The sequence below is a fragment of the Bradyrhizobium ganzhouense genome, from assembly GCF_049949285.1.
In the GTDB taxonomy this organism is placed as follows: Bacteria; Pseudomonadota; Alphaproteobacteria; order Rhizobiales; family Xanthobacteraceae; genus Bradyrhizobium; species Bradyrhizobium ganzhouense.
On the sequence record NZ_CP181318.1, the window covers coordinates 4,166,349 to 4,186,391 of the forward strand.

The 20,043-nt window shown below is 64.8% G+C and carries 17 protein-coding genes and 1 tRNA gene; 12 read left to right on the forward strand and 6 right to left on the reverse strand.

The window, feature by feature from the left end; translation table 11 throughout:
* The first annotated feature begins 1 nt into the window (after position 1).
* The 4 genes from ACLFLU_RS18860 to ACLFLU_RS18875 all read left to right on the forward strand — a co-directional run bounded on the left by ACLFLU_RS18860 (position 2) and on the right by ACLFLU_RS18875 (position 2,062).
* Positions 2-1,132, forward strand: a complete 1,131-nt coding sequence (locus tag ACLFLU_RS18860; RefSeq protein ID WP_426413652.1) for an iron-containing alcohol dehydrogenase — start codon at positions 2-4, stop codon at positions 1,130-1,132.
* Positions 1,133-1,134: 2 nt separating this feature from the next.
* The gene (locus tag ACLFLU_RS18865; RefSeq protein WP_426413653.1) at positions 1,135-1,281 is read left to right on the forward strand and encodes a hypothetical protein; all 147 of its coding nucleotides are present in this window, start codon (positions 1,135-1,137) and stop codon (positions 1,279-1,281) included.
* 180 nt (positions 1,282-1,461) lie between these two features.
* Positions 1,462-1,535, forward strand: a tRNA-Gln gene (locus tag ACLFLU_RS18870).
* A 161-nt stretch (positions 1,536-1,696) separates the two neighbouring features.
* A complete protein-coding gene (locus ACLFLU_RS18875; RefSeq protein ID WP_426413654.1) occupies positions 1,697-2,062 on the forward strand; it encodes a DUF1428 domain-containing protein in 366 nt (121 codons plus the stop codon).
* Positions 2,063-2,110: 48 nt separating this feature from the next.
* Here the strand turns inward: ACLFLU_RS18875 and ACLFLU_RS18880 are convergent, their stop codons facing one another.
* A complete protein-coding gene (locus tag ACLFLU_RS18880; protein ID WP_426413655.1) occupies positions 2,111-2,893 on the reverse strand; it encodes an inositol monophosphatase family protein in 783 nt (260 codons plus the stop codon).
* 2 nt (positions 2,894-2,895) lie between these two features.
* Complete coding sequence (gene iolG / locus ACLFLU_RS18885) at positions 2,896-3,888, reverse strand: inositol 2-dehydrogenase (RefSeq protein ID WP_426413656.1); 993 nt, start codon at positions 3,886-3,888, stop codon at positions 2,896-2,898.
* A gap of 237 nt (positions 3,889-4,125) precedes the next feature.
* Here iolG and iolD point away from each other — a divergent pair, with 237 nt between their 5' ends.
* The 7 genes from iolD to ACLFLU_RS18920 all read left to right on the forward strand — a co-directional run bounded on the left by iolD (position 4,126) and on the right by ACLFLU_RS18920 (position 11,756).
* Positions 4,126-5,967 carry a 3D-(3,5/4)-trihydroxycyclohexane-1,2-dione acylhydrolase (decyclizing) gene (gene iolD, locus ACLFLU_RS18890; RefSeq protein ID WP_426413657.1) on the forward strand — a complete coding sequence of 614 codons (1,842 nt, stop codon included), beginning with the start codon at positions 4,126-4,128 and terminating at the stop codon, positions 5,965-5,967.
* Positions 5,968-5,982: 15 nt separating this feature from the next.
* Complete coding sequence (iolE, locus tag ACLFLU_RS18895; RefSeq protein WP_426413658.1) at positions 5,983-6,882, forward strand: myo-inosose-2 dehydratase; 900 nt, start codon at positions 5,983-5,985, stop codon at positions 6,880-6,882.
* 244 nt (positions 6,883-7,126) lie between these two features.
* Positions 7,127-8,380, forward strand: a complete 1,254-nt coding sequence (locus ACLFLU_RS18900) for an ABC transporter substrate-binding protein (protein WP_426413659.1) — start codon at positions 7,127-7,129, stop codon at positions 8,378-8,380.
* Positions 8,381-8,448: 68 nt separating this feature from the next.
* The gene (locus ACLFLU_RS18905) at positions 8,449-9,312 is read left to right on the forward strand and encodes a branched-chain amino acid ABC transporter permease (RefSeq protein WP_426413660.1); all 864 of its coding nucleotides are present in this window, start codon (positions 8,449-8,451) and stop codon (positions 9,310-9,312) included.
* Positions 9,312-10,283 (forward strand): branched-chain amino acid ABC transporter permease, encoded by a 972-nt coding sequence (locus ACLFLU_RS18910; RefSeq protein ID WP_426413661.1) that lies wholly within the window; start codon positions 9,312-9,314, stop codon positions 10,281-10,283. Before ACLFLU_RS18905 ends, ACLFLU_RS18910 begins: the two co-directional genes overlap by 1 nt.
* On the forward strand, positions 10,273-11,040 hold the full coding sequence (locus ACLFLU_RS18915) for an ABC transporter ATP-binding protein (RefSeq protein WP_426413662.1): 768 nt from the start codon (positions 10,273-10,275) through the stop codon (positions 11,038-11,040). The genes ACLFLU_RS18910 and ACLFLU_RS18915 overlap by 11 nt, the downstream gene beginning before the upstream one ends.
* Positions 11,037-11,756, forward strand: a complete 720-nt coding sequence (locus ACLFLU_RS18920; RefSeq protein ID WP_426413663.1) for an ABC transporter ATP-binding protein — start codon at positions 11,037-11,039, stop codon at positions 11,754-11,756. Before ACLFLU_RS18915 ends, ACLFLU_RS18920 begins: the two co-directional genes overlap by 4 nt.
* On the opposite strand, the gene ACLFLU_RS18925 is transcribed toward ACLFLU_RS18920, so the two are convergent.
* Positions 11,738-12,424 carry a TetR/AcrR family transcriptional regulator gene (locus ACLFLU_RS18925; RefSeq protein ID WP_426413664.1) on the reverse strand — a complete coding sequence of 229 codons (687 nt, stop codon included), beginning with the start codon at positions 12,422-12,424 and terminating at the stop codon, positions 11,738-11,740. The genes ACLFLU_RS18920 and ACLFLU_RS18925 overlap by 19 nt on opposite strands.
* 89 nt (positions 12,425-12,513) lie before the next feature.
* Between ACLFLU_RS18925 and ACLFLU_RS18930 the strand changes: the two genes are divergently transcribed.
* A complete protein-coding gene (locus tag ACLFLU_RS18930; RefSeq protein ID WP_426413665.1) occupies positions 12,514-14,802 on the forward strand; it encodes an arylsulfatase in 2,289 nt (762 codons plus the stop codon).
* 14 nt (positions 14,803-14,816) lie between these two features.
* On the opposite strand, the gene ACLFLU_RS18935 is transcribed toward ACLFLU_RS18930, so the two are convergent.
* The 3 genes from ACLFLU_RS18935 to ACLFLU_RS18945 all read right to left on the reverse strand — a co-directional run bounded on the left by ACLFLU_RS18935 (position 14,817) and on the right by ACLFLU_RS18945 (position 19,763).
* The gene (locus ACLFLU_RS18935) at positions 14,817-15,389 is read right to left on the reverse strand and encodes an invasion associated locus B family protein (protein ID WP_426413666.1); all 573 of its coding nucleotides are present in this window, start codon (positions 15,387-15,389) and stop codon (positions 14,817-14,819) included.
* 64 nt (positions 15,390-15,453) lie between these two features.
* A complete protein-coding gene (locus ACLFLU_RS18940) occupies positions 15,454-18,591 on the reverse strand; it encodes a multidrug efflux RND transporter permease subunit (protein WP_426413667.1) in 3,138 nt (1,045 codons plus the stop codon).
* On the reverse strand, positions 18,588-19,763 hold the full coding sequence (locus ACLFLU_RS18945; RefSeq protein WP_426413668.1) for an efflux RND transporter periplasmic adaptor subunit: 1,176 nt from the start codon (positions 19,761-19,763) through the stop codon (positions 18,588-18,590). Before ACLFLU_RS18945 ends, ACLFLU_RS18940 begins: the two co-directional genes overlap by 4 nt.
* Positions 19,764-20,043 lie beyond the last annotated feature (280 nt).

Here is a 20,043-nt window from a genome sequence, read left to right on the forward strand (position 1 = left end):
GATGACCAACGCCTTCACGCCCATCGAAATCCTCCGTCCCACGATCCTCGAGTTCGGCAACGGCACCATCACTGCTGCGGCGCGCTTCGCCGAGCGGATCGGTGCCAAGCGACCGCTGGTGATTGCCGATCCCTTCAATGCGCGCCGCGTCGACACGCTGGCGCTGCCGGGCGCAGTCAAGGTGTTCGGCGAGGTCAAGCCGGAGCCGGATCTGCCCAATCTCGAGAAGGCGGTCGCGATGGCGAAAGAGGCCAAGCCCGATCTCGTCGTCGGCTTCGGCGGTGGCAGCGCGATGGACCTCGCCAAGCTGGTCGCAGTGATGTGCACGTCTGACGTGGCCTTTGCCGACATCGTCGGGCCGGAGAAGGTGGCCGGCCGTAGCGTCGCGCTGATGCAGATCCCGACCACGTCTGGTACCGGCAGTGAGGCCGGCACCCGCGCGCTGGTCACCGATCCCGTCAGCCAGAACAAGCAGGCGGTGCAGAGCCGCTTCATGCTGGCCGATATCGCCATCGTCGACCCTGATCTGACGATGACCGTACCGAAGGAGATCACGGCCGCCACCGGCGTCGATGCGCTGGCGCACTGCGTCGAGGCCTTTACCAACCGCAAGGCGCATCCGACGATCGATCTCTATGCACTCGAAGGCGCACGGCTGGTCGGTCGCTATCTCAAGCGCGCGGTCGCCGATGGCGGCGATCGCGAGGCCCGCGCCGGTCTTTCGCTGGCCTCGCTCTATGGCGGTTATTGCCTGGGCCCGGTGAACACCACCGCCGGTCATGCCGTGGCCTATCCGCTCGGCACGCGCCATCACGTCGCCCACGGTCTCGCCTGCGCGGTGATCTTCCCGCACACGCTGGCGTTCAACATGCCGGCGGTCGAGGCGAAGACGGTCGCGGTGCTGGGCGCGCTCGGGCTGCCGGAGCAGAACGATCCGAAGCTTGCGTTCGACGCGACCTACGCGTTCTGCAAAAATCTCGGCGTCGAGATGCGGCTGTCGGCGCTCGGCGTGCCCAGGAATGATCTCGGTGTGATGGCCGACGAGGCGCACGCCATTCGCCGGCTGCTCGACAACAACCCGCGCGATTTGAGCCGGGATGCGATCCTGGAGATGTACGAGGTCGCGTTCTAACTATGCAGCAGCCGGAGACGGTGCAGAAAATGGCCGAGCTCGGCGCCGCCGCAGTCGTCGTCGATTCCGAGCCGTTCGCAGCCTACATCACCTCTGAGACGGAGCGGTGGAAGAAGGTGATCCAGGCCGCGAATATGAAGATGGAGTAGGGCGCGGGGCGCGTGTTTGAGGTGAGGGCGGCTGCGTCTTGATCCGTGCACAGCCGCGCTTGCCAGCCTAGGGCTGAGCAGGTAGAACCCTGCCACGCCTGAGCCGTGATTTGCGCCAAACGCGCTTCCGGCCGAAGTCGGACAGATCAATAAGATATTGAATTTGTTCGACTATTCCGTTGGGGAATGGTGTAACGGTAGCACAACAGACTCTGACTCTGTTTGTCTTGGTTCGAATCCAGGTTCCCCAGCCATTTCAAGGCGTCTCCCACAGGCCTGAACTGCCACCCATCCGGCCGTCCGCCGTGCCCCGGCTCGCGACGGTTTGCCTCATCCGGCCATCGCCATCGCCATTGCCTGTCGGATCGGAGCGCATCGGATCGTCCTTGGGGCACACAACCCAAGGAGATCCGTGATGCCCTATGTCGATGGTTTCGTGCTGGCCGTGGCGAAGGACAAGATCGAGGCCTACAAGGCGCTGGCCCGAACGGCTTGCGCGGTGTGGATGGAGCACGGCGCGCTCGACTATGTCGAGTGCATCGGCGATGACGTGCCGTATGGCAAGCTCACATCCTTTCTGCGCGCGGTGATGGCGACGGAGGATGAAGTCGTGGTGTTCTCGTGGATCATCTACCGCGATCGCGCGAGTCGCGATGCCGTCAACGCCAAGGTGATGGCCGATCCGCGGCTCAAGGGCGCCGACATGCCGTTCGACGGCAAGCGCATGATCTATGGCGGCTTCACGACACTGCTTCAGGCACGTGATGAGCGGGCTTCATAGGTGAGTTAGGCCTGCGCCACCGCACCACAGCAGCAAGTGTCACGCCGGTCAGGAAATCCCCGTGATTTCGCTGAGCTGCGACGCCAGCGCCGGCGTGCAGCACAGAATCGGATTGCCCTTGCTGATGCCGTCACCGGCGAAGAAGTCGCTGATCCAGCCACCAGCCTCGCCGACGATCACAATGCCGGCGGCGACGTCCCAGGCGTTGATATGCAGCTCGGCATAGGCGTCGGTGCGCCCGTTCGCGACATGACAGAGGCCCAGCGTGCCCGAGCTCCCGCGCTTGATTGAGCAGCCGGCGGAATGACCGCGGCCGATCATGTCGAGATAGTGCTGCGAGGGTATGCGGGCCGACCAACCCAGTTCGACAGTAGCGCGGCGGATGTCATTGGCGCCTGAGACGGCGATCGGCTGCCCGTTCAGCGTCGCGCCCTGGCCACGTTGCGCGACATAGAGCTCGTCCAGCGCTGGTGCGGCGACGATGCCGATCGCGGGCTCGCGGTTCAGCAGGAAGCCGATCGAGATGCACCAGTTGCGATCGCCACGGGCGAAGTTCGACGTGCCGTCGATCGGATCGACGATCCAGACCGCATCGCTGGCCTTGCCGCCGCCTTCCTCGCCGATCACCGTGTCGCCAGGGAAAAGCTCTGTGAGCCGTGCACGCAAAAAATCCTCGACGGCGCCGTCGGCGACGGTGAGCCAATCCTGCGCCCCCTTCATCGTGACGCCGAGGCTTTCCTTGCGGCCGAAATAGTCGAACGCCATGCGTCCCGCCTCGGCGACGAGGCCCTGGGCCGCGTAGCGCCGCAGCATGAGTTCGGCGGGCGTCATGGTCAGGCGGCCTTGATTGCGACTGGGCGACCCGTACGGGCCGATTCCGTGGCTGCATCAGCGAGCATCTGAGCGCGCAGCCCGTCGAGACCGGTCGGAGAGGGGGCAGCGTTTCCGGCGACGGCGGTGATGAAGGCCGCAAGCTCGGCGCGATAGGCGGCGGCATAGCGTTCGAGGAAGAAGTTCTGCACCGGATCGGCGCGGAACCCGGCGCCGGTGGCGATCTCAACGGTCGTCTCGTGGATGTTGCCGACCCTCAGCATTCCCTTCGAGCCATGCACCTCCGCGCGCTGGTCGTAGCCGTAAGTGGCGCGGCGCGAATTCGAGATCTGTGCGATGCGTCCGCTCGCCGTCTTCATCAGCACCGCGGCGGTATCGACGTCGCCGGCTTCACCGATGGCCTTGTCCACCAGTGCCGAGCCCAGCGCGAAGACCTCGACCGGCTCCTCCGCCAGCAGGAAGCGCGCCATGTCGAAATCATGAATCATCATGTCGCGGAACAGCCCGCCCGAGCGTTTCACATAGTCGAGCGGCGGCGGTCCGGGATCGCGCGAGATGATGTTGACGATCTCGATCTCGCCGGCCTCGCCCTGGCGCAGCCGCTTCTCCAGCGCCGCAAAGTTCGGATCGAAGCGGCGGTTGAAGCCGATCATCAGGGGCTTGCCCGTCTTCTCGACCGTGGCGAGGCAGCGGCGGATCCGGTCTGAATCGAGATCGACCGGCTTCTCGCAGAACACCGCCTTGCCGGCCGAGACGGCGGCTTCGATCAGGTCGGCATGCGTGTCGGTTGGCGTGCAGATCAGGATGGCATCGATGCCGGCATCGCCGATAATCGCATGCGCATCGGCCACTTTCGCACCTGCAGCCTGCGCCAGCGAGGATGCCGCGTCAGTCGAGGCGTCGGCCACCGCGACGAGCCGTGCATCGCCGCGCGCCGCGACATTGAGCCCGTGAATGCGCCCGATCCTCCCGGCGCCAAGAAGTCCAAACCGCATTGGCATATTTTCTTTGTCTTGCTTGACTATTCGAAGAAGCATTCCATTCTCTGCGCCGCCTAGTCAAGGTCGGAGCGTGCCCTTCTCGATGTCATCAGCCGCGTCACAGCATCGTATCAGATCGAACGACGACGCTTTCGCGACGCAGCTGCGCGAGCACGCGCGCGGTCAGCGTGATGATGGAACAGTTCGGCGGGCCGGTCCAGGCCGGGCGGTGCGGTTGAACGGGAGCAGGTGATGGCGACGATCAGGCTCACCATGGCACAGGCGCTCGTCGCCGCGATGGCTGCGCAGAAGACGGTGGTCGATGGGCAGGAGCTGCCGCTCTTCGCCGGCGTCTGGGCGATCTTCGGGCATGGCAATGTGGCGGGCCTCGGTGAGGCGCTGTATGGCGCGCGCGACCGTCTGCCGACCTTGCGCGCCCATAATGAGCAGGCGATGGCACATGCCGCGATCGCGTTCGCCAAGGCCTCGCGCCGCCGGCGCATGATGGCGGTGACGAGCTCGATCGGGCCGGGCGCGACCAATATGGTGACGGCTGCTGCTGTCGCGCACGTCAATCGCCTGCCGGTCTTGCTACTGCCGGGCGATGTCTTTGCCGGACGCCGCCCCGATCCGGTGCTGCAGCAGGTCGAGGATTTCGGCGACGGGACCGTCTCCGCCAATGACTGCTTCCGGCCCATCTCGCGTTATTTCGACCGCATCACCCGGCCCGAGCAGATCATGCCCGCCTTCGAGCGCGCGATGCAGGTGCTGACGGATCCGGCCGAATGCGGCCCGGTGACGCTCGCGCTCTGTCAGGACGTGCAGACCGAAGCCTTCGACTATCCCGACTGGTTCTTCGCCGAGCGCGTCTGGCAGCCGCGCCGGCCGCGGGCCGACAAGACGCAGTTGGCGCAAGCCGCAGCCCTTATCAAGGCGGCCAAGCGTCCGCTCGTCGTCGCCGGCGGCGGCGTCCTCTACAGTGGGGCGGAAGGCGATCTCGCAGGCTTCTGCACAGCGCACGGCATCCCGGTGGCGGAAACGCAAGCCGGCAAGAGCGCGCTGCCTCACGACCATCCGCTCAATCTCGGCGCGATCGGCGTGACCGGCACCGGCGCTGCCAACGACGCGGCGCAACAGGCCGATCTCGTTCTTGCGATCGGCACCCGGCTGCAGGATTTCACCACTGGCTCGCGCTCGCTCTTCGCCGATCCCGCATGCCGGATCGTCGGCCTCAATGCGCAGGCCTTCGATGCCGGCAAGCACCGTGCGCATCCGCTTGTCGCCGATGCCAAAGCCGCGCTGGCGGAACTTGGGGCCGCACTTCAGGGCTGGGCGGCACCTGCCAGTTGGACTGGCCAGGCCAAGACCGGCCGCACGGCTTGGCTGGAAGCGGCTGCGCGCTATACCGCGGCCGGCAACGAGACCTTGCCGAGCGACGCGCAAATCATCGGCGCCGTTGAGCGCCGCAGCCGGCCGAGCGACGTCGTGCTCTGCGCCGCCGGCGGCTTGCCCGGCGAGCTGCACAAGCTCTGGCAGTCCGGCGCGCCCGGCGGCTACCACATGGAATACGGCTATTCCTGTATGGGCTACGAGATCGCCGGCGGGCTGGGCGTCAAGCTCGCCGATCCCTCGCGCGAGGTCGTCGTGATGGTCGGCGACGGTTCCTATTTGATGATGAATTCCGAGATCGCAACGTCGGTGATGCTCGGCGCCAAGCTCATCATCGTCGTACTCGACAATCGCGGCTTCGGCTGCATCAACCGGCTCCAGAACGCGACCGGCGGTGCCTCGTTCAATAACCTCCTGCGCGACACCCGTCACGAGACGCTGCCTGCGATCGACTTCGCAGCCCACGCCGCGGCGATGGGGGCGATCGCGCGCAAGGTTGCTGATATCACCGAACTGGAAGCGGCGCTCGACGAGGCACGACGGCACGATCGGACCAGCGTCGTGGTGATCGACACCGACCCGTTGCGCTCGACCGATGCCGGCGGCCATTGGTGGGATGTGGCGGTGCCCGAGGTCTCGGATCGCGCCGAGGTCGAAGCCGCAAGGCACAATTATGTCGCGGCGCTCGCGCGCCGCGATACATGATCGAACGAGGACGACATGCCTATCCGTATCGGTGCCAACCCTATCGGCTGGTCGAACGACGATATGCAGGAGATTGGCGGCGAGACGCCGCTCGAGACCTGCCTGACTGAGGCGCGCGAGGCGGGCTTCGAGGGCATGGAGCTGGGCCACAAATTTCCGCGCGAGCCGCAGGCGCTAAAGGCCGCGCTCGCGCCGTTCGGTATGGCCTGCATCTCCGGCTGGTATTCGGCGGAGCTTCTGCGGCGCGATGCCGACGAGGAGATGCGGTATCTGCGTCCCCATCTCGATCTGCTGAAGGCGATGGGATCGACCGTGCTGGTCTTCGCCGAGACGTCGAATGCGATCCATGGCGATCGCAGCAAGCCGCTATCGCAGCGGCCGGTCATGAACGCGGGCGACTGGGCGGAGTTCGGCCGCCGCATCACAGAGGTGGCGGAGCGCACGCTCGCCGAGGGCGTCAGGCTGGTCTACCATCATCACATCGGCACCATCGTGGAGAGCGCGGCGGATATCGACGCCTTCATGGCGGCGACCGGCGAGGCGGCTCATCTCCTGCTCGACACCGGGCATGCCACTTGGGGCGGTGCCGATCCCGCCGTGCTGGCTCGGCGTTATCGCAGCCGGATCAGCCACGTCCACACCAAGGATGTGCGTCAGGCCGTGATGGAGCAGGCCCGCAGCGAGGATTGGAGCTTCCTCGATGCGGTGCTGGGGCAGGGCAGCGATCTCGGCGTCTACACCGTGCCCGGCGACGGCATGGTCGATTACGCGGCGGTCTTCCGCGAGCTGCCGGGCTATTCCGGTTGGCTTGTCGTCGAGGCGGAGCAGGATCCGCAGAAGGCGCATCCGCTGACCTATGCCAAGAAGGGGATCGCCCATTTGAAGAAGAGCTTGAAGGAGGCCGGGCTCGCCTAAGCCAGGGGCGCGCCGCCGCAGTCGTCTCGCGTGAAATAAACGACGCCAGATAGAACGCGCGCCGCCCAGACGTTTCGTAATCGCTGCTTCCTCATGCAGCATCGTCGCAGTCCGTTTCACCTTGCCGGTGCTCCGCTGGCATGCCATCCTCTCATCACCAGGCATAATCAAACGGAAGCGGGCGCCTAAGCCCTCAGCATCCAAAAAATCTTGGTTGGGGAAACCCTTGGGGAGGTTGGATTTCATGACATTGAAGCACGTCACGGGGCTGCTTTGCGCGGCCGCGATGTCCCTTGCGTTCACTGCCGGCGCGCGCGCCGAGGACAAGGCGGTCAAGATCGGCGTCATTCTGCCGATGTCCGGCGGCACCGCCTCGATCGGCGCGCATGCCAAGGCGGCGCTCGAAGTTGCGATGGACATCATCAACAACGCCCATCCCGAACTCGGCAATCTGCCGCTGGCGAAGTACGCAGGGCTTGCCGGCCTCGGCGGCGCCAGGATCGAGGCCGTGTTCGCCGACAACCAGGGCAACCCCGCGACGGGCCAGAACCAGGCACTGCGGCTGATCACGGAAGACAAGGTCGCGGCCGTGTTCGGCGCATACCAGTCCGGCATCACGTTGACCTCAAGCGCAATCGCCGAGAAATACGGCATTCCCTACCTGAACTCGGAGTCGGTTGCCGCCAATCTCACCGAGCGCGGCTTCAAATGGTTTTTCCGCACCACGCCGATCGCGACGGATTTCGCCAAGATCTACGTTGATTTCCTCGCCGACATGAAGGCGGCCGGCGCCAAGACCAATGCGATCGCGCTGGTCCATGACAACACCGAATACGGCACCTCGGTCGCCAACACGATCAGCGCCGCCTTCAAGGAGAAGGGGCAGCCGGTCGCGCTCGACGTCGCCTATCCCGTCAACGCGACCGACGTGCAGGGCCAGGTGCTCCAGCTCAAGGACAAGAAGCCCGACGTGATCATCATGATCAGCTACACGTCGGATGCGATCCTGTTCGCCAAGACCATGCAGTCGCTCGACTACAAGCCGGCGATCCTGCTTGCCGACGATGCCGGCTATTCCGACCCGTCCTTCATCAAGGCGGTCGGCAAGATCTCGCAAGGCGTCTTCAACCGTTCGTCCTGGGTCGTCGGACCGCCGGGCTCGGCGTCAGCCGTCATCGCCGACTTGTACAAGAAGAAGAGCGGCGAGGAGATGGACGACACGGTGGCCCGCCAGATGCAGGGCTTCTTCGTGCTGGCCGACGCCATCGACCGCGCCGGCTCGACCGATCCGGCAAAGGTCCAGGCCGCGTTGAAGACGACGGAGCTGAAGGCCGACCAGCTCATGATCGGCTACAAGGGCGTGAAGTTCGACGACAAGGGGCAGAACATCCTGGCCTCAGGCGCCATCATCCAGCTGCAGGACGGCGAGAACTACGTCTCGGTGTGGCCGAAGGCGACGGCCGAAAAGCCGCCGGTGCTGCCCTACAAGGGCTGGTGAGAGTTTTTGAAGGCGAGGCCTTTTCGCCCCGCCTTTCCCAAAATGATCTGATCAGAGCAACGCGGCTCATGTCCTTTGTCCTTGTGCAGGTGATCGTCGGCGGGCTTCTGCTTGGCGCCGTCTACGCCCTGTTTTCCTCGGGCCTCACACTGGTGTGGGGTATGATGAACATCGTCAATTTCGCGCATGGCGACTTCGTCATGCTCGGCATGTACGTCGCCTATGTCGTCTACACCCTGATGGGAGGCGGGCCGCTCCTGGGTGCGCCGCTCGCAACGCTGGTGCTCGCAACCGTCGGCGTCGTCGTCTACTTCGCCCTGATCCGCGACATCATGAAGGGGCCGATGCTGGCGCAGATCCTCGGCACTTTCGGCCTTGCGCTGCTGCTGCGCTATTCCGTGTTCTGGTGGTTCGGCGCCAATTTCCTGTCGATGCCGCAGGACATCGTCGGCGGCACGTATGCGTTTGCGGGTCTGCGCATCGAGGCCTCGCGGCTGCTGGCCGGTGTGGTCGCGCTGCTGGTGACGCTCGGCCTGCATCTGTTGCTGACGCGCACCTCGCTCGGCTCGAAAATGCTGGCGGTGGCGGAGGATCAGACCGCGGCACAGCTGATGGGGATCCGGCCCGATACCATGCAGGCGATTGCCTGGGCGATTGCGGCCGGCGCCACTGGTCTCGCCGGCGCGCTGATCGCGAATTTTTTCTACATTGTGCCGACGGTCGGCGAGACGCTCAGCATCGTCGCGTTCGTCACGGTCTCGCTCGGCGGCTTTGGGAGCGTGCCCGGGGCGCTGGTCGCGGGCCTGTTGATCGGCGTGATCGAGTCGCTGTCCGGCTATCTCATCGGCGCGGTGTACAAGGACATCGTCGTCTATGTCCTGTTCCTGTTCTTCCTCTGGTTCCGGCCACAGGGCCTGATGGGGAAGATGTGATGCGGCGCTTGATCTGGCTTTCGGTCGTCGTGGCCGTTGCGATGGCCTATCCATTGCTGTTGTCCTCGCCGTTCCAGCAGCGCCTTGGCGCGCTGGTGTTGCTCTACGCGATCGCGGCGTCGGCCTGGAACATTGTCGGTGGCTATGCCGGCCAGGTTTCGGTCGGCCATGTCGTATTCTTCGGCTGCGGCGCCTATGCCGCGATGGCGTCCTACGCCAAGTTCGGGCTCTCGCCGCTGTTCGGCATTCCCGGCGGCATCGTGATTGCGGTCGCGCTTGCCGCGATCATCGGCGTGCCGACGCTGCGGCTGTCGGGGCATTACTTCAGCATGGCGACGATCGCAGTCGCCGAGACGATGCGGTTGATCGTCACCAACACCGACTGGCTGGGCGCGGCGGTCGGCCTCTCGGGCCCGACCGTACCTCGCAACATCTTCGATCTCTCGTTCCTGTCGTCGCTGCCTTACTATTATCTCTTCCTGGTCATCCTCGCGATCACGCTCTTCGTCACCTGGTGGATGACCAACAGCCGTATGGGATTTTACCTGCGCGCGATCAAGGATTCCGAGCGCGCCGCGCGTTCGCTCGGTGCACCCGCAACCCGCACCAAGCTTTACGCCTACATGCTGAGTGCCGCGTTCACCAGCGTCGCCGGCGCGCTCTATGCGATGATGTTCGGTTTCGTCGATCCCGAGTCCGGCCTCGGCATCCTGATCTCGGTGAAAATCCTGATCATGGCGGCGCTCGGCGGGGCAGGGCTGCTGTTCGGGCCGCTGGTGGGCGCAGCGATCCTGGTGCCACTGGAAGAGATCTCCAACAGCTGGCTCGGCGGCAAGGGCGCAGGCCTCACCTTCGTGCTCTATGGCGCGATCATCGTGCTGATCGCGCGCTTCCAGCCCGGTGGTCTGCTCAGCCTCTTTACAGGGCGCAGCAAGTCCAGGACTGACAACGGAGCAACCCATGCTCCTTGAGGCGCGCGGGATCACCAAGGCGTTCGGCAGCTTCAGGGCGGTGGACGATGCCTCCGTGACGCTGGAGCAGGGTGACATTCTCGGCCTGATCGGCCCGAACGGTGCCGGCAAGTCGACCTTCTTCAATTGCTTGACCGGCGATCTCAAAGCCACATCCGGCCGCGTCCTGTTCGAAGGATGTGACATCACCGATTTCGCGCCGGAGCTGCGCGCCCGGCTTGGGCTCGCGCGCACCTTCCAGGTGCCGCAGACGTTCGAGGGCATGACGGTGCTTGAGAATGTCATGATCGGCGCGTTCCTGCGCACCTCGCATCGCAAGACGGCTGAAACCAGGGCGCGTGCCGTGCTGGAGCGCGTCGGCATGAGCCGGCTTGCGGATGCACCCGCGCGCTCGCTCGGCACGCCCGGCCGCAAGCGGCTGGAGATCGCCCGCGCGCTCGCGACCGAGCCAAAAGTGCTGCTGCTCGATGAGGCCATGGCCGGCCTCAACGCGCATGAGGTGAGGCTCGCGATCGATCTCGTCCGCGACATCCATCGCTCCGGCATCACGCTCGTGATCGTCGAGCACATCATGGAAGTGATCATGTCGCTCGCAAGCCGGGTGATGGTGTTTCACCAGGGCAAGGAGATCGCCCGCGGCTCGCCCCGCGAGGTCACCTCGAACCCGGCTGTGATCGAAGCCTATCTCGGCAAACGCGCGGCGAAGGCGGCCGCCGGTCACACACCGGTCGAGCTGATGGGCGGGCCGGATCTATGAGCGGACCGTTGCTCAGGATCGAGCATCTCGAGGTGCGCTATGGCGACCTCATCGGTGTCTCCGACGTCTCGCTGGAGGTGCCCGAGGGCAGCGTCGTCGCGCTGCTCGGCTCCAATGGCGGCGGCAAAACCACGACGCTGAATGCGATCGCCGGCCTCATCCCCGTGCATTCAGGAACGATCAGCTTTCGCGGCGAGGACATCGCCGGCCAGAAGGCCTTTGCGATCGTGCGCAAGGGGTTGGCGCTGTCGCCTGAAGGCTGGCGGCTTTTCGTGCAGCAGAGCGTCGAGAACAACCTTATGCTCGGCGCGACACCGCTGCACGACAAACCGCGCCAGGCCACGCTGCTTGAGCGCGTCTACGAGATTTTTCCGCGACTGAAGGAACGCCGCAACCAGCGCGCCGGCACTATGTCCGGTGGCGAGCGGCAGATGCTCGCGGTCGGTCGCGCGTTGATGAGCGACCCAAAACTCCTGATGCTGGACGAGCCATCGCTCGGCCTCGCGCCGGCGGTGGTCGAGTCCATGTACGAGACGTTTGGTCGCCTGCATCGCGAAGGCCTGACCATCCTGCTTGCCGAGCAATCGATCGAGCTCGCACTGGAAGTCTCGGACTTCGCCACAGTGCTCCAGGTCGGCAAGAGCGTGCTGTCGGGCACTGCAGCGGCATTGGCCCAGGATCCGCAGGTGCAGAAGGCCTATCTCGGCGTGGACTGAGTGATCTCCGCCTGCAGCAGCAGCCACAGGCAGCCTGCAAGCCGTGTCTCCATCTCTTTCGACCGAAGCGACAGCGGGCCCGGATCGTTGAGGATCGCGTTCACCAGCGTGCCTAGCACGACCTGGAAGCCGAAACCGATGGCGCGCGTCTTTGCCGCCTTACGGCCCTTGCCCATGGCCGGCAGCAGGAGAGGCGTGGCGCGTTCGGTTGTCGCTTTCGCGAGGGCCTTGAAAGGTGTCCATTTGTCCGGACGGGTGTCGTCATGCTGGAGCGCTGCACGCAGCACGCCCTCGTGGTGGCGCATCCAGGCGATGATGCCGCTGACGATGATGTGGCAGAGCTTGTCGAGATCCGTCTCGGGCGATGGGCGTCTGATTTCACCCAGCCGCTGCTCGCCGTCGCGTGCGGCCAGCGCCATCAACGCGTTGAAATAAGCCTCCTTGCTCTCAAAGCGGCTGTAGAAGGCGCCGACGGTGGCGTCGACTTCAGCGCAGAGCGTCTCGATCGAGAGCTCGGCAAGGCTTCGTGTCCGCAGCATGTCGGCGCCGGCCCGCAGCAGCGCCAGCGTCGTCTCGCGGCTGCGCTTCTGGCGCGACGGGGCGACGCCCGGCAGATCGAAATCGCGGGAGCCCGTCGCCTCGGAAGATGGCCGCGTTCGTGCTTGCATCCGTCCCAGATTATAATCATAATTCTGATTATAATTTAGGCCGAGACGAGCCGCGGGTCAACCGCGATGGCTGGGATAGAGAGCAACCAATGAGCGCAGGCAGCGGCACGCCGTTTCGCGGCACCGTCGGCAAGACGGCTGCGGAGTCAAAGCCCTGGTGGCCGGAGGCCGCGAAGCCGCCCGCAGGCGCTCCGAACATCCTCGTCGTGCTGTTCGACGACGTCGGATTCTCCGATTTCGGCTGCTACGGCTCGAGCATCAAGACGCCGACCATCGATAAGCTCGCCGCGGAGGGCCTGCGCTATTCGGGCTTCCACACCACCGCGATGTGCTCGACGACGCGTGCCGCACTGCTCACCGGCCGCAACCACCATTCGGTCGGCGTCGGGTGCCTCGCCAATTTCGATTCCGGCTATCCCGGCTACCGCGGCAAGATCGCGCGCGAGGCGGGCACGCTCGCTGAAATGCTGCGTGTGCACGGCTATCGCAACTACATGGTCGGCAAATGGCACGTCACGCCGCTGACCGAGAGCGGCGCGACCGGCCCGTTCGACGGCTGGCCGTTAGGGCGCGGCTTCGACCGCTTCTACGGCTTCCTCGACGCCGAGACCGACCAATACGCGCCCGAGCTCGTCTCTGACAATACGCACATCGATCCTCCGGGCACTTACGCCGACGGCTATCACCTGACCGAGGATCTGGTCGATCAGGCCATCCGCTTCATCGGCGATCATCATGCCGATCGGCCGGATATTCCGTGGCTGAGCTGGGTCGCGCTCGGCGCCTGCCATGCGCCGCATCAGGCGCCGGCCGAGATCATCCGCAGCTACGATTCCGAATTCGTGCACGGCTGGGATGTCGAGCGCGAAAGGCGGCTGGCGCGCCAGAAGGCGATGGGGCTGGTGCCGCAGGGGACGCGGATGCCCGCGCGCAACGACGGCGTGAAGGCCTGGGAGGAGCACTCCATCGACGAGCGGCGGGTGTTCACGCGGCTGCAGGCGGCCTTCGCCGGCATGCTCGATCATTCCGACCGGCATCTTGCGCGCCTTGTCTCATTCCTGGAGACGGCTGACATTCGCGACAACACGGTGATCATTGTGATGTCCGATAATGGCGCGAGCCAGGAGGGCGGCCCGCTCGGCTTCGTCAACGCGATGGGGCCGTTCAATTTCAAGCCTGAGCCGATCGCGGAGAAGCTCGCCCGCATCGACGATATCGGCGGGCCCGACACCCACAGCAATTTCCCGCATGGGTGGGCGATGGCGTCAAACACGCCGCTGCGCCGCTACAAGCAGAACACCCATGGCGGCGGCATCCGCGATCCCTTCGTCATCAACTGGCCGAAGCGGATTGCAGCCAGAGGCGAGCTGCGGCACCAGTTCGTGCACGCCTGCGACCTGACGCCGACGCTGCTCGAGTTGATCGGCATTGAGGCGCCGCGCGAGATCGGCGGCTGCCCGCAGATGCCGCTCGAAGGCGAGAGCTTTGCGCGCTCGATCACCGATGCGTCGGTGCCGTCAAAGAGCTCACCGCAATATTTCGAGATGTTCGGCCACCGCGGTCTCTGGCAAGGCGGCTGGAAGGCGGTCGCGTATCATCCGCCGGGCACGCCGTTCGAGAACGACAAATGGGAGCTGTTCCATCTCGATAAGGACTTCTCCGAGACCGACGACCTCGCGGCGAAGGAGCCGGAGCGTCTGGCGCAGATGATCGCGACTTGGTGGGGCGAGGCCGAGAAACATAACGTGCTGCCGCTCGACGACCGTTTCGGGCCGCGCTTTGCCGAGAACGCCGCGCGCTTCCACGGTGCGCGCCACCAATTCGTCTTCCACCACGGCATGGGCCACGTGCCGACCGACGTCGCGCCCGATGTGCGCAGCCGCAGCTACACGATCGAGGCGCATGTCGAGATCGATGAGGCGGGCGCCGATGGCGTGCTGATCTCGCATGGCGATGCGACGTCGGGCTACAGCCTTTACGTCAGGGATGGCCACCTCGTGCACGACCTCAACATCGGCGGCAGCCACCAGATCGTGCGCTCCGACCGCAAGGTGCCGTCAGGCGCGCGACGGCTCGGCGTCCATGTCGAGCGCCTCGTCCGCAAGGAGCCGCCGGCCAAGGGCTCGCGCACCGGCGTCACCGACTACACGCTGCTGATCGACGGCGAGAAGGCCGGCTCGCTCCAGACCCAGCTCGGCTTCCACACGCTGATCTCGTGGTCCGGCCTCGACATCGGCCGCGACCGCGGCAGCCCGGTGTCGCACTACGAGTCGCCGTTCGAGTTTGAGGGTAAGTTGCTGCGCGTCACCGTCACCATGCACAACGACCAGAGGCTCGACGGCGAGGCCGTCGGCAATGCGCAGATGGCCCGGCAGTAGGGGCGCGAGGCCCCTTACTTGATCTTGTCGTAGGCCGTCGCAAAATCGCTGAGCGGCATCGGGATCGCGATCGTCTCCTTGGCCATGTTCTGGAAGGAGACCTTCAACTGCTTGCCCGACTTCAGGCTCGCAAGCAGGTCCGGCGCGATCGGCGTCGAGGCGTAGCAGCCGCGGTTCTCGCAGGTCTGGATCTGGAGATCGACCGTCTTGCCCTCGTCGACCTGGAGTTTCGCGCCCACCTGCAAATTGAGGCCGAGCGGAAGCTGGAGCAAGGCGACCGGCGTGCGGGTGTCGGGGGCAATGCGGATGTTGATCAGGACGATGGTCTGGCCGGTCCTGGTCAGGACCGCGTTCTGCTCGATCGCGCATTCGAGGGGCGCGTCGCGGCTCGCGCTGGTGCAGCGGGCGATCCAGCCGGGCTGCTGTGCAGGAGCGCCTTCGGCTTGCGGCTGGGTCGGTGAGGGCGCGGGCTGTGCCGCCGGGGCCGGGGGAGCAGCGTTCTTCTTGGCGCCCTGCTGGGCATACGCGGCACCCGTGGACAACAGGGCAGCGGCGGCGAGAACGACAAGTCTGGATTGCATGGGCATGGCGAGACCGCGTTGGCGTGAACCGATGGCCTCGCTGTAGCGTCGCGAAAGCCGCGGCGCAAGCTTACTCGGCGGCTTCCTTGACGGCGCGGTGCCCGGTCGCCTCGTGCCTTTCGTCCTCGGCCGAATGGCTCTTGAACAGGTTCGAGAACTTGTCGAGATAGAGATAGACCACCGGCGTTGTGAACAGCGTCAGCGCCTGGCTGACGATCAGGCCGCCGACCATGGCGTAGCCGAGCGGCTGGCGGATCTCGGCGCCGGTGCCGTGGCCGAGCATCAGCGGCACGCCGCCGAGCAGCGCGGCCATCGTGGTCATCATGATCGGGCGGAAGCGGAGCAGCGCGGCCTGCCGGATTGATTCTTCCGGCGTCTTCCCGTCGCGTTCGGCGGCGATGGCGAAGTCGACCATCATGATGCCGTTCTTCTTCACGATGCCGATCAGCAGGATGATGCCGATCAGCGCGATCAGGCTGAAGTCGAAGCCGGCCGCCATCAGGATCGCGAGCGCGCCGACGCCGGCCGAGGGCAGGGTCGACAAAATCGTGATCGGATGGATGTAGCTCTCGTAGAGAATGCCGAGGATCAGATAGACCACAACGAGCGCTGCCAGGATCAGAAGCGGCACGGTGCCGAGCGACTGCTGGAACGCCTGCGCGGTGCCCTGGAAACTCGAGTTCAGCGTCGCGGGCGCGCCGAGATCGGCCATCGCCTTCTGCACGGCCTGGGTGGCCTGCCCAAGCGCGACGCCCTGGGCGAGGTTGAAGCTGATCGTAATCGCCGGGAACTGGCCCTGGTGGCTGATCGAGAGTGGGCGGACTGGATCGGTGGTCCAGGTCGCAAAGGTCGACAACGGCACCTGGTCGCCGGTCAGCGGTGACTTCAGATACAGCTTGTTCAGCGAATCCAGATTGCCCTGCATCTCAGGCAGGATTTCCAGGATCACGTGATAGCTGTTGAGCTGCGTGAAGTACTGGGTGACCTGGCGCTGGCCGAAGGCGTCATACAGCGTGTCGTCGATCAGCTGCGGCTGGATGCCGTAGCGCGAGGCGGTGTCGCGGTTGATCTTGAGCTGAACCGTGGTGCCCTGGGTCTGCTGGTCGGTGGCGACGTCGCGCAGCTCCTGCAGCGTTTGCATCTTGGCGAGGATCTTGGGCGCCCATTCATTGAGCTCGCCGAGGTCGGCGTCCTGCAGGGTGAACTCGAACTGCGTTCGCGTCGGGCGGCCGCCAAGGCGGACGTCCTGGGCTGCCTGCATGTACAGGCGCGCGCCCTCGACCTTGTCGAATTTCGGACGTAACCGCGCGATGATTTCCTGAGCCGACGCCTCACGTTTGTCGCGAGGCTTCAGCGTGATGAACAGGTTGCCGTTGTTGCCGGCACGGCCGCTGCCGCCGATCGACATGGCGACGCTGGCTACGTCGGGATCGGCCAGGATGATCTTGCCGAGCTGCTCCTGACGCCTCGTCATGTCCTTGAAGGAAATGTCCTGCGAGGCTTCGGAAGTGGCGGTAATCAGGCCGACGTCTTGCTGTGGGAAGAAGCCCTTCGGGATCAGGATGAAGAGATAGACCGAGAGAGCGAGCGTGGCGAAGAAGATCACCAGCGTGGTGCGCCGCCAGGCGATGGCGTGGTCGAGCACATATTCGTAGCCGCGCAGCATCGCGTCGAAGGCGCTCTCGCTCCATTGGTAGAACTTGCCGTGGGTCACCTCGCCATGGGCGCGCAGGAAGCGCGAGGCCATCATCGGCGTCAGCGTGAGCGACACGAACATGGAGACGAAGATCGTCATCGCCAGCACGACCGCGAATTCACGGAACAGGCGACCGATGATGCCGCCCATCAGGAGCAGCGGGATCAGCACCGCGACCAGCGAGATGGAGATCGAGACGATGGTGAAGCCGATTTCCTTGGAACCCCGGAAGGCGGCGGCGAGCGGCTTTTCGCCTTCCTCGATATAGCGCGTGATGTTCTCGAGCATCACGATGGCGTCGTCGACGACGAATCCGACCGCGATCGTGAGCGCCATCAATGACAGATTGTCGAGCGAATAGCCGAACACCCACATCAGCGCGCAGGCGCCGAGCAGCGCCAGCGGAACCGTGATGGCGGGAATGACGGTCGCCCAGAAGCTGCGCAGGAAGACGAAGATGACCATCACGACAAGCGCGATGGTGAGGAGCAGCGTGAACTGCACGTCTTCGACCGCGGCGCGGATGGTGGTGGTGCGGTCGCTGATGAGCTCGATCTTGACCGCGGGCGGGATCGCCGCGACGAGGCGGGGCAGGGTCGCCTTGATCCGGTCGACGGTCTCGATGACGTTGGCGCCGGGCTGCTTGAAGACGACCAGGAACACGCCGCGCTTGCCGTTCGCCCAGGCCGCTTGCTTGGCGTCCTCTGGACCGGTGACGGCCTGGCCGATGTCCTTGATCCGTAAGGGGCCGCCGTTGCGGTAGGCGATAATGACGTCGTTCCAGTCCTTGGACTGCAACAATTGGTCGTTGGCGTAGATGGTGTAGGCGCGCTTGTCGCCGTCGATATTGCCCTTGGGGCTGTCGACCGTGGTGATGGCGATCGCGCTGCGCACGTCTTCCAGCGACAGGCCCTTGGCCACGAGTTTCGCCGGATCGATCTGGACGCGGACCGAGGGCTTCTGCTGGCCGCCGATGAACACCTGCGCCACGCCGGAGATCTGGCTGATCTGCTGCGCAAGCTGGGCGTCAATCGAATCGCTGACGGTGGTCAACGGCAACGTGTCTGAGGTCGCCGAGAGCAGCAGGATCGGCGAGTCCGCCGGGTTCACCTTGCGATAGGTCGGCGGCGAGGGCAGATTCTTCGGCAACTGGCCGCTAGCGGCGTTGATGGCGCCCTGCACGTCGTTGGCGGCACCGTCGATGCTGCGATTGAGATCAAACTGGATGGTGATCGACGCGGTGCCCAGATAGCTCGTCGAGGTCATCTGCGCGATGCCGGGAATCTGGGCGAACTGGCGCTCCAGCGGCTGCGCGACCGACGAGGCCATCGTCTCCGGGCTGCCGCCCGGCAAATTGGCTGTGATCTGGATGGTCGGGAAGTCCACCTGCGGCAGCGGCGCCACCGGCAGCAGCGGATAGGCGACGAGACCGACAAAGAGAATGCCGGCCATCAGCAGCGACGTGCCGATGGGATAACGGATGAAAGGTGCCGAAATCCCGGCTTCGGTCATTCCTGCTGAACCTTGTTTTTCTGAACCTGATCCGAGCTCGCCACGGCCGTCGAGACAAGACTGCCGGGCTGAACCTTGTATTGACCGCTGGTGATCACCTGCTGACCGGGGCTCAATCCTTCATCAACGACAGAGCGTCCGTCGATGGAGTAGCTGACCTTGATCTTGCGGACTTCGGCCTTGTTGTCCTGGCCGACGGTATAGGCGTAAAGGCCGTTGGTCGAATGCTGAACCGCGTCATCGGGCACGATGGTCGCATCCTTCAGGGTCCGGACCAAGAGGCGTGTCGACACCGATTGTCCCGGCCACAGCGTGTGTTCCTTGTTGTCGAACACCGCCTTGAGCCTGATAGTCCCGCTGGTCGTATCAACCTGGTTGTTGATAACGGCAAGCTTGCCTTCGGCCAGCGTCTTCTTGCCGTCGGTGGTGAACGCGATCACCTTGAGCTCGCCGGATTTCTGGCCCTCACTGATATAAGGCAGCTGGTCCTCCGGCGCCGTGAAGATCACCGTGATCGGCTCGATCTGCGCGATGGTGACGATGCCGGTCTGGGTCGAGGCGTTGACGATATTGCCGATGTCGACCTGGCGCAGGCTCGCGACGCCGCTGATCGGCGACTTGACCTGGGTGTAGTCGAGCTGGGTCTGGGCATTGGCGATCGCGGCTTCATCGGCGGCGATCTGGGCGGTGAGCTGGGCAACGGTGGAGCGCTGCGTATCGGTCTGCTGCCGCGTCGCGAATTCACCGAGCTTGGTGTAGCGCTGCAGATCGAGATTGGCGTTGGCGAGATTGGCCTCGTCCTGCGCCTTCTTGGCTTTGGCCTGGTCGAGGACGGCCTGGAACGGGCGCGGATCGATCTCGACCAGGAGATCGCCCTGGTTGACCATTTGGCCTTCGGTGAAGGCGATCTTGTCGATCTGGCCGTCCACCCGGGTCCGGACTTGTACGGTGTTGAAGCCCTGCACGGTGCCCAGACCAGTCAGGTAGACCGGGAAGTCGGCCTTCTGGACCGGCGCAACGCCGACAGGCACGGCGGGGGCCCGCGGCGGACCCTTCTGCGCGGTCTGGGCCTTCCCAGCCTCAAGCGCCGAGAATCGCTGCCAGCCGTAATAGCCGACAACGGCCACAGCTGCGATGATGACAACCCACAGGATCGGCCGTGACTTTTTCATTTTTTATCGTATCGGCTTGTATGCCCAAAACAACGAATTGCGGGGCTATCAAAGGGTTCCAGCGAGGCTTGTATAATACACGCCAAGTTCCAGTGTAAACAGCACTATCGGCTGAGAATCCTAAACAATTGGAAAGCTTTGCACCCCATAGGCAACCGGGTGCCGCAGCGGTGTGCAGTGCTGCATTCTCCCGATGCAAGCCAACAAAGTGCAAAAGCTGGGCAGTGCTCGCGGACCGCGTGAGCAGCCGACCGTGCGCGCGGCGTTGCATGCGCCCGGA

Excerpts from the sequence above, each read along its gene's own strand:
- ACLFLU_RS18880 (WP_426413655.1), bottom strand. The coding sequence starts at position 2,893 with ATGACGCCCGCCGAACTCATGCTGCGGCGCTACGCGGCCCAGGGCCTC.
- ACLFLU_RS18865 (WP_426413653.1), top strand. The coding sequence starts at position 1,135 with ATGCAGCAGCCGGAGACGGTGCAGAAAATGGCCGAGCTCGGCGCCGCC.
- ACLFLU_RS18900 (WP_426413659.1), top strand. The coding sequence starts at position 7,127 with ATGACATTGAAGCACGTCACGGGGCTGCTTTGCGCGGCCGCGATGTCC.
- ACLFLU_RS18940 (WP_426413667.1), bottom strand. The coding sequence starts at position 18,591 with ATGACCGAAGCCGGGATTTCGGCACCTTTCATCCGTTATCCCATCGGC.
- ACLFLU_RS18910 (WP_426413661.1), top strand. The coding sequence starts at position 9,312 with ATGCGGCGCTTGATCTGGCTTTCGGTCGTCGTGGCCGTTGCGATGGCC.
- ACLFLU_RS18920 (WP_426413663.1), top strand. The coding sequence starts at position 11,037 with ATGAGCGGACCGTTGCTCAGGATCGAGCATCTCGAGGTGCGCTATGGC.
- ACLFLU_RS18905 (WP_426413660.1), top strand. The coding sequence starts at position 8,449 with ATGTCCTTTGTCCTTGTGCAGGTGATCGTCGGCGGGCTTCTGCTTGGC.
- ACLFLU_RS18915 (WP_426413662.1), top strand. The coding sequence starts at position 10,273 with ATGCTCCTTGAGGCGCGCGGGATCACCAAGGCGTTCGGCAGCTTCAGG.
- ACLFLU_RS18935 (WP_426413666.1), bottom strand. The coding sequence starts at position 15,389 with ATGCCCATGCAATCCAGACTTGTCGTTCTCGCCGCCGCTGCCCTGTTG.
- iolE (WP_426413658.1), top strand. The coding sequence starts at position 5,983 with ATGCCTATCCGTATCGGTGCCAACCCTATCGGCTGGTCGAACGACGAT.
- iolG (WP_426413656.1), bottom strand. The coding sequence starts at position 3,888 with ATGCGGTTTGGACTTCTTGGCGCCGGGAGGATCGGGCGCATTCACGGG.
- ACLFLU_RS18925 (WP_426413664.1), bottom strand. The coding sequence starts at position 12,424 with ATGCAAGCACGAACGCGGCCATCTTCCGAGGCGACGGGCTCCCGCGAT.
- iolD (WP_426413657.1), top strand. The coding sequence starts at position 4,126 with ATGGCGACGATCAGGCTCACCATGGCACAGGCGCTCGTCGCCGCGATG.
- ACLFLU_RS18860 (WP_426413652.1), top strand. The coding sequence starts at position 2 with ATGACCAACGCCTTCACGCCCATCGAAATCCTCCGTCCCACGATCCTC.
- ACLFLU_RS18875 (WP_426413654.1), top strand. The coding sequence starts at position 1,697 with ATGCCCTATGTCGATGGTTTCGTGCTGGCCGTGGCGAAGGACAAGATC.
- ACLFLU_RS18945 (WP_426413668.1), bottom strand. The coding sequence starts at position 19,763 with ATGAAAAAGTCACGGCCGATCCTGTGGGTTGTCATCATCGCAGCTGTG.
- ACLFLU_RS18930 (WP_426413665.1), top strand. The coding sequence starts at position 12,514 with ATGAGCGCAGGCAGCGGCACGCCGTTTCGCGGCACCGTCGGCAAGACG.